Below are 13,588 nucleotides of genomic sequence, written 5' to 3' on the forward strand. Positions count from 1 at the left end.
CTTTGACGTTGACGCCGTCTACAACCGCCGCAACGCTGACGAGGTCTACCTGGCGCGGCCGGCTGGCAGCCAGCTGTCTGGTCCCTGCCTACTGCTGCAGGGCGTTATCGACAGCTTCGGCTTTGATAAAAACGACCGCCCGGAAAGCTGCCAGTCCCTCTTCGTGCCGGAAAACGAAGCGGCCTTCAGCTATGAGCTGAACACTGACGACGGCCTAATCGACCTGTATGCCTTGACCTACCAGGAAAGCGACCACGCCCTGAACGCGCTTGGCTTTAATTTAAAGCACCGCCAGCAGATTCACGCGGCCGGCGAGCTGGATTACTAGTTTTAGGAGGAAAAAATGAGCAAGGAAACAACGATTTTTCAACACGGCACCCTGGCCATGCTGGTGGCTGGACTCTTCGACGGAACCATGACCGTCAAGGACCTGCTTGAGCATGGCGACAGCGGCATCGGCACCTGCAGCGGCCTGGACGGGGAAATGGTCATCCTGAACGGCCGGGCCTATACCATCCGCCGGGATGGCAGCGTGGAGGAGCTTTCGCCGGAAACGACGGTGCCCTTTGCCTGCGTGCACTTTGACCAGCCAGCTTCTGGCCAAAAGCTGTCCGGCCTCTCTTTGCCAGAACTTGAGGCTTTCCTGATGAAGCAGGGGATGACCAATATCTTTTATGCCGTCAAGCTTACCGGCCGCTTTGCCAAGATGAAGACCCGGACCGTCTTCAAGCAGGAGAAGCCTTACCCTGGCTTAAACGAAGTGGCTGACCAGCAGGCTGTTTTTGAAGGCAAGGATACTGCCGGCAGCTTGATCGGCTACTACGCGCCGGGCCTTTACCAGGGAATTGCCTCCAGTGGCTTTCACCTGCACTACTTAAGCAGCGACCACGCTTTGGGCGGGCACGTCCTCGATTTGGCCCTGGAAGAGGGCGAACTAAGCCTGCAGTCCTTTGCTGACTTCCGCCTGCACCTGCCAGTCGAAAATACTGATTTTATGCAGCAAGCGTTCGATTTGGACCGGCTCAGCGAGCAAATTCAGCAGGCTGAGCACTGATAATAAGCAAAAAGTTAAGATAAACCGTCGGCTCTGGCCGGCGGCTTTTTTATATTTGTTTGACTATGCGGGATTTGCGCTTGAATATGAAAGAAATCAGCTGAGGTTGGTTGAAATGCTATTGAAAGAATGTAATAACTTTAGAAAAAAGAAATACGATACAAATATATGAAAAACATCCAAGTCGAACTGGACAATTGAGCTTTATTTCTCAATGAGGAAAGCGCTTTAAAGCGTTTTAGCAATCGAATGAAAACAAAATAAGAATATGGTATCATCTATTCAAAAGACTATCAAGCTTATAAGCTAGACGAATCGTTCGATTTTTAAGGCGAAAAATAGACACGAAGCTTGTAGAACTCAAGTTTGAGCTTTAAAAAAGCGCTTTTTGGAGAAATGTTATTTTTTGTACTGAAAAATAGCGAAAATGGCTTATAATGTAAGTAGGCAAAAACGCTTACAGCGTTTGTGCGGAAATGATTTGATGCTTTTATGAATAATAGGTGATGTTTTTAGAGAAAGTGAGGTAAGAAATGGACGAGCTGGATCAACATTTACAGAATTTTGTCGATGGCAACGAATTATATCTGCAGAATTATTTAGGCTGCCATGCGACTGAAAATGGTTTTGTCTTCCGCGTCTGGGCGCCAAAGGCCCAGCAAGTCTGGCTGGTCGGTGATTTCAACAACTGGGAGAAAGACTTGCCGATGCAGCAGAACGCGTACGGCATCTGGTCTAGAGAAACCGACCGCGCCCAGCCGGGCCAGCTGTATAAATTCTTGGTCAAGCAGGCCAGCGGCGACGAAATAATGAAGTTTGATCCCATGGCCTTGGAGTACGAGCACCGGCCGGGAAACGCGGCAGTCGTGACCGCCTTGCCGGAGAAGCATTGGACCGATGGGGCCTGGTTCGGCTGGCACAAGCGGTCGAACCATTTTGCCCGGCCAATCAACATCTACGAGGTGCATGCCAGCTCTTGGAAGCAGCATGAGGATGGCAGCCTGTATACGCTGCGGGATCTGCAAAAGGAACTGATCCCTTACGTTAAGGAGCAAGGATTCAACTATATTGAATTTCTGCCTTTGACGGCCCACCCCCTCGATGCTTCCTGGGGTTACCAGACGACGGGTTACTTTGCCTTGGAGCGGGCTTACGGAGAGCCGCGGGATCTGCAGGATTTCGTGGAAGCCTGTCACAAGGAAAACATCGGCGTTTTGGCTGACTGGGTTCCGGGGCACTTCTGCATCAACAGCGATGCCCTGGCTTACTATGACGGCACGCCTTGCTATGAGTTCGAAGAAGGCTGGCGGGCCCAAAACAAGGGCTGGGGTGCCTTGAACTTTGACCTTGGCAAGCCGCAGGTGCAGTCCTTCCTGCTCTCGAGCGCGCTTTTCTGGCTGGAATACTACCACCTGGACGGGCTCAGAGTCGACGCGGTGTCCAACATGCTCTACCGCGACTATGACCGCGGCCCGGGCGAGTGGAAGCCTGACCAGTACGGCGGCAACCGGAATATCGAAGGAATCGAATTCCTGCACAAGTTCAACAAGACGATCAAGGGGATGCATCCAGAGCGGATCCTGATCGCGGAAGAAAGTTCTTCCCAGGTCAAGATCACCGGACGCGTTGAGGATGGCGGCCTGGGCTTTGACTACAAGTGGAATATGGGCTGGATGAATGATGAGCTCCGCTTTTATTCCATGGACCCTTACTTCAGAAAGGACAACTTCGACTTGTCGACCTTCTCATTCATGTACCGCATGAGTGAAAACTTCATTTTGCCTTTGTCGCACGATGAAGTGGTCCACGGCAAGCGCAGCTTGATGAACAAGATGTTCGGCGCTCGGCCGGACCAGTTCGCCCAGTTGCGGAACCTGAATACCATGCTGATGACGTATCCAGGCAAGAAGCTGCTCTTTATGGGCGGAGAATTCGGCCAGTACTTGGAATGGCGCTACCAGGAAGGCTTGGAGTGGTCTTCTTTAAGTGATGAGCTCAACGCCAAGATGCTCAAGTACAACCGGGAACTCAACCATTTTTACTTAAACGAACCAGCCTTGTGGCAGCTGGAGCAGAAGGAAGAGTCGGTGCAGATCATCGACGCGGACAACCGCGACCAGTCAGTCCTGTCCTTTATCAGACAGGGGAAGGTGCGGCATGATTTCCTGATCGTTCTGCTCAACTTTACTCCGGTAGAGCGCAGCGGCTTCACCGTTGGCGTCCCGTATCCGGGGAGCTACAAGGAAGTCTTAAACAGCTCACGCAGTGAATTTGGCGGCGATTGGACCGCAAAACCACAGGAAATGACTACCAAGCAGGCGAAATTCAAGAATTTCGACTACCAGATTTCAGTTGATCTGCCAGGCTTCAGTGCCATGATCATCAAGCCTGACCAGGTCACGATCAAGAGAAAGCGTTCGAAGAAACGTTGATGTAATGTGAAGATAAAAGAAAAGACTAGTAGGGAAGGATTTTTACCATGAGTACAAAAATGCTAGGTTTAATTTTAGCCGGGGGCAAGGGGACCCGGCTGGGCAAACTGACAGCGAACCAGGCCAAGCCAGCCGTACCGTTTGGCGGCCGCTACCGGATCATCGACTTTCCGCTGAGCAACTGCGCCAACTCGGGCGTGCGCAATGTCGGCATTATTACTCAATATGAGCCGCTGCGGCTGAACAACCACATCGGCAACGGCTCCAGCTGGGGTCTGGACGGCTTGAACGCCAGCGCCACGATCCTGCAGCCGTATACTGACAACGGCGGCAGCAAGTGGTTCGAAGGCACGGCTCACGCCATCTACCAAAACATCGACTACATTGACAGCCAGGATCCGGAATACGTTCTGATCCTGTCAGGCGACCACATCTACAAGATGGACTACGCTGACATGCTGGCTGAACACGAAAAGAACCACGCTTCTTTGACGGTTGCCGTCATCGACGTGCCTTGGGAAGAAGCACCCCGTTTCGGGATCATGAACACCGACTCCAGCGGCCGGATCATCGAATTCGAGGAAAAGCCGGCGGAACCGAAGAGCAACCACGCTTCCATGGGGATCTACATCTTCAACTGGAAGCGCCTGCGCGACGTTTTGACGGCCGGTTTTGCCACTGCCGATGACATGGTCGACTTCGGCAAGGACGTCATCCCTTACTATCTCAAGAGTGACGAAAGAGTCTTCTCCTACCAGTTCTCTGGTTACTGGAAGGACGTAGGGACGATCGATTCACTCTGGCAGGCCAACATGGAATTTTTGGATGGTTCTGACGGCCTGGACCTGGACGACCGCAGCTGGCGGATCTACTCCAAGAACACGATCGATGCCCCGCAGATGATTACCGAAAACGCGGAAGTGACCGACTCGATGATCGTCGACGGCTGCTACATTGACGGGAAGATCAAGCACTCAATCATTTCCGCCAATGTCGATGTCCAGCGCGGCAGCGAGATCGTGGACTCGATCATCATGCCGGGCGCCAAGATCGGCAAGAACGTCAAGATCACCAAGGCCATCGTCGGCGAAGGCGCCGTGATCGGCAGCAACTCGGTTGTCGGCGAAGAAGATGGGGAAATTGCCGTAGTCGGCAACAAGGAAAAGATTGGAGTGTTACCAAATGAAAACAAGTAAGATGTGCGCAATCTTCAGCAACCAGCACGAATACAGCCAGCTGAAGCCGCTGACTGACGAAAGAGCCCTGTCGACTCTGTACTTTGCCGGCAAGTACCGCTTGATGGACTTTGCCCTCTCAAGCATCGTCAACGCGGGCATCAACCACGTTTATACCCTGATCAGCCAAGAAAAGGTTCGTTCTTACTTGGATCACTTGGGCGGGGGCAAGGAATGGGGCCTGGACACCATCGGCTCCTACGAGTACCTGGACTTCTACCAGAACTTGATGCGGCGCCGGTCAAGAGAGGAAAACTATTTTGACGACCTGATCCTCTTCCTTAAGACCTGCGGCATGCCTTACACCGTCTTCATCGGCAACAAGATGGCGGCCAACTTTGACTTGAAAGCCATCCTGCACTTCCACCAGTCAAACGACAACCGCATCACTCCGGTCTTCAAACGGGTCGGCCTGGAAAACCTGGCACCGGACGACCACACTTTTGCCTTGAGCGACGACAACATCGTGATCGAGCAAAGAGAAGCCGTCGACATCTCCAGCGATGGTCCCTTCAATCTGTCAGCCAACGTCTACGTCATGGACACTGAATGGCTGATTCACCAGCTGGAAAAGGCGCAAAAGAGCGGGGCAGCTTACGACATTTCCGAACGTCTGGCAACCCTGGCCGTCAAGGAAAAGTCCAACGCCTACGAATACACCGGCTACCTGCGCAACATTCACGACATCAGCAGCTACTACCAGGCCAACATGGACATGCTGGAAAAGGACAAGCGCGACTCCCTGCTTTACGGCAGCCAGAAGATCATCACCCGGATCAGAAACGAAGTCGGCACTTACTACGACAAGGAATCTGACGTCAAGAACACTTTGACTTCAACCGGCTGCAAGATCAAGGGCGAAGTCAAGAACTGCGTTGTTTCCAGAAGAGTGGTCTTTGCCAAGGACAGCAAGTCCCAGAACTCCGTAATCATGGCCAACTGCCGGATCAAGAGCGGGGCTGACGTCGAATACGCTATCCTGGACAAGAACGTGGTGATCGAAAAGGGCGTGACCATCAAGGGCAAGCCTGACACCCCGGTAGTCATCAAGAAGGGCAGCGTCATCAGCAAGGACTTTGTTCTGGAATAATTAGGAGGAAAGATCGTGAGAGTTTTATTTGTCGGAGCCGAATGTGCCCCTTTCTTTAAGACCGGCGGCCTGGGTGACGTCCTGGGCTCTTTGCCCAACCAGTTGGCCAAAGACGGCGACGAAGTTGCCGTAGCACTGCCGCTTTACCAGGACATGCCCCAGGAATACCGGGAAAAGCTGGAATTCCAAGGCGACTTTTACGTGCCGGTCGGCTGGCGCAACCAGTATTGCGGCGTCCTGACCCTGGAAATGAACGGCGTGAAGTACTTCTTCATCGACAACGAGTACTACTTCAAGCGGCCGGGGATCTACGGCTACTACGATGACGGCGAGCGCTACGCCTTCTTCCAGCAGGCAGTGATCATGATGATGGAACGCTACAACTTCGTGCCGAACATCCTGCACTGCAACGACTACCACACTTCCTTCATTCCTTTCCTGCTTAGGGAAAAGTGGGGCTTCGTTGATGCCTACCGCGGCATCAAGACCGTTTTGACCATCCACAATCTGGAATTCCAGGGCAAGTACGATGCCAAGACCCTGCCGAACTTCTTCGGCCTGGGCTATGAATGGTTCGACAACGGGACCGTCCGCTTCAACAACGACGTCAACTGGATGAAGACCGGGATTCTGTACGCCGACCGGGTAACCACGGTCAGCCCGTCATATGCTGAAGAAATTCAGACTCCGGAATTCGGCCAGGGCCTGGACGGCATTCTGCGCTCGGTCAACTACAAGCTGGTCGGCATCTTGAACGGGATCGACTTCGAAAAGTACAACCCGGCCACTGACCCGGTCATCAAGGTCCGCTACGACGTCAACCACTTGAAGCACAAGCGCCGCGACAAGACGGACCTGCAAAAGCAGGTCGGCCTGCCGCAAGCGCCGACCACGCCGCTGATCGGGATGGTCAGCCGCCTTACGGCGCAAAAGGGCTGCCAGCTGCTTTTGGAAGAACTGGACAACATTCTCCAGTTCGACTTGCAGGTGGTCATCCTGGGCAGCGGGGACCAGTACTACGAACATGCCTTAAGCGACATTGCCAGCCGCTATCCGGACAAGTTCAAGCTGATTCTGGCCTTTGACGTCAACCTCGCCCAGAAGATCTACGCTGGCGCCGACGCCTTCTTGATGCCGTCAGCCTTTGAACCGTGCGGCTTGTCGCAATTGATCAGCCTGCGCTACGGGACTTTGCCGATCGTGCACCAGATCGGCGGGCTGGCCGACACGGTCTGGGTCTACGACAAGACCAAGAATGAAGGGACTGGCTTTGGTTTCCGCGAATTCAGCGGCTACCAGATGGTGGAAGCCATCAAGAAGATGCTGAGCCTTTACCATGAGAAGGAAAAGTGGGCCAAGGCCCAGCGGACGGCCATGCGGTCGGACTTCTCCTGGAAGAACTCCGCAAGCAAGTACCAGTGGATGTACGGCGAATTGCTGGGATAGTTGAGAATTAAAGAGGAAGATGAGCATGAAATCAACCAAAGTATCCGTTTCAAACAAGAACTTACGGGAAATCAGCCCGGAAGAATTCAAGGAAAGGCTGGCCAGCAAGCTGGACCGGCACTTTGAAGAAAGCGTCGAGGAAGCTTCCAAGGAAGACATCTTCGCGGCCCTGGCTTCAATGGTGCGCGACGGCTATTCAGGCAAATGGCGGCGGACGAGAATCGCGGAAAGCGCCAATGGCCACAAGCAGGCCTACTACTTCTCCATTGAATTTCTGCCTGGCACCTTGCTGAAGAGCAACCTGCTCAACCTGGGCTGGCTGGACACGGCCAAAGAAGCCCTGGCTGACCTGGGCCTGGATTTGGACGAGATCGCTGCCGTTGAGCCGGACATGGCTCTGGGCAACGGGGGGCTGGGCCGGCTGGCCGCGGCCTTCATGGACTCGCTGGCTTCAACCGGCTATGCCGGCAACGGCAACGGCCTGCGCTACAAGTACGGCTTGTTCAAGCAAAAGTTCGTCAACGGCTACCAGAAGGAACTGCCTAACGACTGGCTCAAGCAGGGCGACTACTGGGAAGTGCGCCGGGAAAGCAAGTCCGTGCTGGTCAAGTTCGGCGGCCGCGTCAACATGGTTGACGACCACGGCTGGATGACGCCGCAATACGAGGGATGCACCGTAGTCCGGGCCGTTCCTTACGACGTGGCCATGGTTGGCTACCACAACGGCGTGGCCAACACGCTTCGCTTGTGGGACGCGGAAATTGCCCCGGAAGACGAGCTGAAGTACCCGTCAATCGCCGACCGGCGCAAGATCGAAGACTTGACTTCGATTTTGTACCCGGACGACTCCAACTACGACGGCCGGCTGCTGCGTTTGAAGCAGGAATACTTCTTCGTTTCTGCCGGCCTGCAGAGCATCGTGAACAACTTCATCAAGGACTACGGCGAGGAAAACCTGGCCGACTTCCCGAAGTACGTGGCCGTGCACATCAATGACACCCACCCGGCCATGTGCGTGGCCGAATTGATGCGGCTGCTGGTTGACGGGCACCGGATGGACTGGGACGAAGCCTGGGAAATCACCAAGGAAACCATGAGCTACACCAACCACACCATCATGGCCGAAGCCATGGAAAAGTGGGACGTTGGCATGTTCAGCCAGCTTTTGCCGCGGCTCTTTGACATCGTCAAGGAAATCGACCGCCGCTACGCAGCCGGCCTGGAAGGCAAGGTGTCAGGCGACGTCATTGAAAGAACCCGGATCGTCAAGAACGGGCAGATCCACATGGCTCACCTGGCCATCATCGGCTCGCACTCAGTCAACGGGGTTGCCGCCCTGCACACCCAGCTGCTGGAAACCGAAGTCTTGAGCGACTTCTACCAGCTCTACCCGGACCGCTTCAACAACAAGACCAACGGGATCACCCTGCGCCGCTGGATTCAGATCGCCAACCCGGACCTGGCCAAGCTTTTGGACAAGACGATCGGGAACGACTGGCGCTTTGACAGCAAGGAAATGCTGAAGTTCGAGAAGTTCTACCATGACACGGCAACGCTGACCAGCCTGCAGCAGATCAAGCTGGCCAACAAGCAGAAGCTAGCCAAGGTCATCAAGGACAAGACCGGGGTCGTCGTTGATCCGGAAGCCATTTTCGACGTCCAGGTCAAGCGCCTGCACGCTTACAAGCGCCAGACCCTGAAGCTGCTCCACGTCTTGAAGCTCTACCAAGACCTCAAGGCCGGGATCGACCACCCGAAGCGGGTCGTCATCTTTGGGGCGATTGCCGCGCCGAGCTATGTCTTTGCCAAGCAGGTCATCAAGGTGATCAACGCTGTGGCCGACCTGGTCAACAATGACCCGGACATCAAGGGCAAGCTGAAGGTCGTCTTCCTGGAAAACTACAATGTTTCCCTGGCTGAACAGATCATTCCGGCTGCCGACTTGAGCGAGCAGATCTCCACGACCACCAAGGAAGCCAGCGGGACCAGCAACATGAAGCTGATGGCCAACGGGGCTTTGACCGTGGCCACGATGGACGGGGCCAACATTGAAATCAAGGACGCCGTGGGCAGCGACAACATTTTTGCCTTCGGTCTGGACAAAGACGAAGTCTACACTTACTACGCCAACCACTCCTACCACCCGCGCGATCTTTACGAAAGCGACCCGGTTCTCAAGAAGGCAGTCGACGCGCTGATCGACGGGACGATTCCTAACTGTGCCAGCGAAGGCCGCGCCTTGTACGACGCCTTCTTGAAGGACAATGAGGAATTCCTGGTGCTGGCTGACTTTGAAGCCTACCTGAAGGCCCAGAAGCTGGTTGAAAAGGTATGGCAGAACCCGCGGCAATGGGCACAGATGAGCCTGGTCAACATCGCTCACTCTGAACGCTTTGACGCGGACAAGACCATTGAAAGATACGCCAGTGAAATTTGGAACCTCGACAAGGTGGAATTCGATGCCGAAAAGGCATAAGAGTGACAGATGAGAGCTATTTTTAATTCTTGGGACAGCAAATACAAGCAGCCCTTCGGCGCGGCGCAAGTCAACACCAGCGTCAAGTGGGCCGTTGAGGTCGATGAGGAGATCCAGGAGATCACCCTGTGGCTGACGAAAAACAACGAGTCGCCGGTCGCTTATCCCTTGACCTACAACGAAGAAAGCGGGCTGTATGAGACCAGCGTCAAGATCGGCAGCTCGGGCTTGTATTACTACTATTTCAACATCAAGCAAAACGACCAGTTCTATTTTCTGGAAAGAGGCCAGGACGGCTTTGGCCAAGGAGAGATCACGCAAGACGGCCGGGACATCCGGACCTTCCAGCTGACCTGTTTTGACCGGGCCGTGCCGCAGGCTCCCTGGTACACCCAGGGGGTGGTTTACCAGATTTTCCCGGACCGCTTCAACAACGGCAACCCGCACGGCGAGATCAGCGGCCGCAAGAAGGACAGTTTCATATACGCGACCAAGGAAGACAGTCCCTACTACATCAAGGATGAACATGGCGATATTGCCCGTTGGGACTTTTTTGGCGGCAACCTCGAAGGTATCCGGCAAAAAATTCCCTATCTCAAGCAGCTGGGCGTGACGGCGGTCTACTTGAACCCGATTTTCCTGGCTTCAAGCAACCACCGCTACGACACCCAGGACTTCATGAAGATCGATCCCATGCTGGGCAGCGAGGAGGACTTCAAGAACCTGGTCAAGGACCTGCACAAAAACAAGATCGCCTTGATCCTGGACGGGGTCTTCAACCACGTTGGCGCCGACAGCAAGTACTTTTTAAGCGCGGTCAGCGACAAGACGGGCCCTTACTTCTCTTGGTTCAACTTCATCAACTACCCGACCAAGTACCAGTCCTGGTGGGGCGTGACGACTCTGCCGGAAATCAACAAGAACAATGCCGACTACCAGAACTTCATCTGCGGGCCCGACGGCGTTTTGGCCAAGTGGACCAGAATGCACGTCGATGGCTGGCGGCTGGACGTGGCTGACGAATTGCCAATACCGTTTCTGCGCGAAATCCGCGAGCGGCTGCAGAACGAGGACTGCCATGTCTTGATCGGGGAAGTCTGGGAGGATGCCTCCCACAAGTTCGTCAACAGCGAGTTCCGGACCTACATGGCCGGGGACAATCTGACCGGGACCATGAACTATCCGGCCCGCAACTTTATCGTTTCGCTGCTGCAGGCCAACAGCGAAACGGAAGAAGTGGCCGCCCTGAATGATCTCGAGAAGCTGGTTGAGAACTACCCCAAGGCTTTTCTGGAAAACTGCCTGAACAACATCGGCACCCACGACACGGCCAGAATCAAGACCGTGCTGGGCGGCGACGAGAAAATGGTGGCGCTGGCCTTTGGCCTCCTGTTCACCATTCCCGGCGTTCCCTGCGTCTACTACGGGGACGAGGCGGGGCTGGAAGGGGACAAGGACCCGGACAACCGCCGCTACTTCCCATGGGGCAAGGAGAGCGAGTTCTTGCAGCAAACGGTTGCTGAATTCAGCCGCCTGCGCCGCGGCCACCAGGCCCTGGTGACCGGCCGGGTAGGCTTCGTCAAGATTGCCTGCGGCATCAATGCCTTGGTCCGCTACAATCAGCGCGAGCTGGTCATTTACTGCTACAACAAGACCGACCAGGACATGATCCTGGATGCCGGGGAATTTCAAACATATTGCCTGCCGGAGCTGATCGCAGAACTGGTAAGTGATATACTTGATCAAGAAAGCATAGCTCAGAAGGCTTATCTGCTGAAGACATTTAAGCTGGACAGGAATGAAAAAAAGTAAAAAGGAATATAAATATGGACGCAAAAGAAATTTTTGAACAATGGAAACAAGCTGCTCTGCCGGAAGACCTGGCTGAACAAATGGCTGAACTGGGCACAGACGACAAGTGGATCGAAGATGCCTTCGGCCAGGACATCAACTTCGGGACTGCCGGGATGCGGGGGCTCTTGGAACCGGGGACCAACCGGATCAACGTCTTCACGGTCGGCCGGGTAACTGAAGGCCTGGCCCGCCTGATCGACGAAAACGGCGAAGAAGCCAAGAAGCGCGGCGTGGTAATTTCTTTTGACTCACGCTACAACTCACGCGAACTGGCAACTCACGCTGCCCGCGTTTTGGGTGCCCACGGCATTCACGTCTACCTCTTTGACGACCTGCGTCCAACGCCGGAATTGTCCTTCGCGGTGCGTTACCTGCACACTTTTGCTGGGATCAACATCACGGCTTCCCACAACGCCAAGCAATATAACGGCTACAAGGCCTACGGCGAAGACGGGGCCCAAATGGGTCCGGAAAACGCCGACCGCCTCTTTGCCTACGCTCAAAAGGTTGAAGACATCTTCAGCGTCAAGGCGGCTCCGGTCAAGAAGCTGCGCGCCGAAGGCACTCTGCAGCTGATCGGTGAAGACGTCGACGAAGCCTACCTGGCCAAGCTGGAAACGGTCAACGTCAACAAGGAAATGATCAAGGAAAACGCCGACAAGCTGAAGATCGTTTACACTCCTTTGCACGGGACGGGCAAGATGCTCTACGACCGCGCCTTCAGACGGGGCGGCTTCAGCAACGTCGTTCCAGTGCCAAGCCAGGCGATCGTTGACCCGGAATTCCCGACTTGCAAGAAGCCAAACCCGGAATTCCGCGACGTCTTCAACCCAGGCGTGGAACTGGCCAACGAAATCGGTGCTGACATGATCGTGGCTACTGACCCGGACGCTGACCGGATGGGGGCCTGCGTCAGAACCGACAAGGGCGACTTCCAAGTTTTGACTGGGAACCAAATCGCTACTTTGATGTCTTACTACCTGCTGCAAAACTTGAAGGACTCAGGCAAGCTGACTCCAGACTACGAAATCGTTACCTCGATCGTCTCCAGTGCCTTGCCATTCAAGATTGCCAAGGACTTCGGCATCAAGACCAAGTCTGTTTTGACCGGCTTCAAGTACATCGGTGAAGAAGTCGATCGGATGAACAAGGAAGGCGACGGCAAGTTCCTGATGGGCTTTGAAGAAAGCTACGGCTACCTCTTCCAAGCCTTCGCCCGGGACAAGGACGCCATGCAAGGGGCCTTGATGTTCGCTGAAGTTGCCAGCTACTACGCTTCCAAGGGCATGACTGTCTTTGACGGCCTGCAGGAAATCTGGAAGAAGTACGGCGTTGCCTACGAAATCACCCGGGCAATCGAAATGCCAGGGATCGGCGGGCAAAAGAAGATGGCCGAATTGATGAGCAAGCTGCGCAGCGAACACCTCAGCGAAATCAACGGCGTCAAGGTGGTCAAGATCGAAGACTACCAAGACCAAGTTACGCTTGAAAACGGCCAGGAAACTCCATTGACTGGCTTCCCGAAGTCAAACGTCTTGAAGTACTTCCTGGAAGACGAAACTTGGGTAGCCCTGCGGCCATCAGGCACTGAACCAGTAATCAAGGCTTACGTTGGCGTCAACAAGGCTGACATCGAAACTGCCGAAAAGGCAGCCGAAAGCTTCCAAGACGCGATCAGCGAATTGCTGAAGTAAGCAGAACAATGACAAAATAAATAAGCACCGCTTAATGCAAGCGATGCTTATTTTTTGCTTTTATTCTTATTTTGCTGGTGAACTTCTTACTTGTCCCCGAAGGTGATGCCCATGAGGCGGGCGTTGCTGACGGTCTTGCCGTCCGGGTCAACGTAAGCCAGCTTGCCGGCAGTGTCTTCCAGGGCGATTGAGTCGACCTCGCCTTGCTTCAAGACCACCAGGCGGCCGAAGGACCGGTTCATGATGAGGCGGGCGCCTTCGATCCCGAAGCGGGTGGAGATTTGCCGGTCATACGCGTCCGGCCGGC

Annotated in this window: 8 protein-coding genes and 2 pseudogenes; 9 read left to right on the top strand and 1 reads right to left on the bottom strand. The window is 54.6% G+C overall.

What is annotated here, in order from left to right:
- The 9 genes and pseudogenes from lacNas_RS03330 to lacNas_RS03370 form a co-directional block, all read left to right on the top strand.
- Positions 1–328: pseudogene (locus tag lacNas_RS03330) on the top strand (hypothetical protein); the annotation flags it as partial.
- Between the two features lie 15 nt (positions 329–343).
- Positions 344–1,054 carry an acetolactate decarboxylase gene (gene budA / locus lacNas_RS03335; protein ID WP_201330331.1) on the top strand — a complete coding sequence of 237 codons (711 nt, stop codon included), beginning with the start codon at positions 344–346 and terminating at the stop codon, positions 1,052–1,054.
- Between the two features lie 533 nt (positions 1,055–1,587).
- Positions 1,588–3,486, top strand: coding sequence for a 1,4-alpha-glucan branching protein GlgB (gene glgB, locus lacNas_RS03340; RefSeq protein ID WP_201330332.1), 1,899 nt, complete (start codon positions 1,588–1,590; stop codon positions 3,484–3,486).
- Between the two features lie 47 nt (positions 3,487–3,533).
- Positions 3,534–4,682 (top strand): glucose-1-phosphate adenylyltransferase, encoded by a 1,149-nt coding sequence (locus lacNas_RS03345; RefSeq protein ID WP_201330333.1) that lies wholly within the window; start codon positions 3,534–3,536, stop codon positions 4,680–4,682.
- Complete coding sequence (gene glgD / locus lacNas_RS03350) at positions 4,669–5,811, top strand: glucose-1-phosphate adenylyltransferase subunit GlgD (protein WP_201330334.1); 1,143 nt, start codon at positions 4,669–4,671, stop codon at positions 5,809–5,811. The genes lacNas_RS03345 and glgD overlap by 14 nt, the downstream gene beginning before the upstream one ends.
- 15 nt (positions 5,812–5,826) lie before the next feature.
- Positions 5,827–7,257, top strand: a complete 1,431-nt coding sequence (gene glgA / locus lacNas_RS03355) for a glycogen synthase GlgA (RefSeq protein WP_201330335.1) — start codon at positions 5,827–5,829, stop codon at positions 7,255–7,257.
- Between the two features lie 25 nt (positions 7,258–7,282).
- Complete coding sequence (locus lacNas_RS03360) at positions 7,283–9,733, top strand: glycogen/starch/alpha-glucan phosphorylase (RefSeq protein WP_201330336.1); 2,451 nt, start codon at positions 7,283–7,285, stop codon at positions 9,731–9,733.
- A 9-nt stretch (positions 9,734–9,742) separates the two neighbouring features.
- Positions 9,743–11,545, top strand: coding sequence for a glycoside hydrolase family 13 protein (locus lacNas_RS03365; protein ID WP_201346590.1), 1,803 nt, complete (start codon positions 9,743–9,745; stop codon positions 11,543–11,545).
- Positions 11,546–11,559: 14 nt separating this feature from the next.
- Positions 11,560–13,281: a phospho-sugar mutase gene (locus lacNas_RS03370; RefSeq protein ID WP_201330434.1), complete on the top strand. Its 1,722-nt coding sequence runs from the start codon at positions 11,560–11,562 to the stop codon at positions 13,279–13,281.
- A gap of 86 nt (positions 13,282–13,367) precedes the next feature.
- On the opposite strand, the pseudogene lacNas_RS03375 reads toward lacNas_RS03370, so the two are convergent.
- Positions 13,368–13,588: pseudogene (locus tag lacNas_RS03375) on the bottom strand (6-phosphofructokinase); the annotation flags it as partial.

It is taken from the genome of Lactobacillus nasalidis (assembly GCF_016587775.1).
GTDB lineage: Bacteria > Bacillota > Bacilli > Lactobacillales > Lactobacillaceae > Lactobacillus > Lactobacillus nasalidis.

Coding starts and splice junctions, on each gene's coding strand:
- lacNas_RS03370 (WP_201330434.1), top strand. CDS start 11,560: ATGGACGCAAAAGAAATTTTTGAACAATGGAAACAAGCTGCTCTGCCG.
- lacNas_RS03345 (WP_201330333.1), top strand. CDS start 3,534: ATGAGTACAAAAATGCTAGGTTTAATTTTAGCCGGGGGCAAGGGGACC.
- glgD (WP_201330334.1), top strand. CDS start 4,669: ATGAAAACAAGTAAGATGTGCGCAATCTTCAGCAACCAGCACGAATAC.
- budA (WP_201330331.1), top strand. CDS start 344: ATGAGCAAGGAAACAACGATTTTTCAACACGGCACCCTGGCCATGCTG.
- lacNas_RS03360 (WP_201330336.1), top strand. CDS start 7,283: ATGAAATCAACCAAAGTATCCGTTTCAAACAAGAACTTACGGGAAATC.
- lacNas_RS03365 (WP_201346590.1), top strand. CDS start 9,743: ATGAGAGCTATTTTTAATTCTTGGGACAGCAAATACAAGCAGCCCTTC.
- glgB (WP_201330332.1), top strand. CDS start 1,588: ATGGACGAGCTGGATCAACATTTACAGAATTTTGTCGATGGCAACGAA.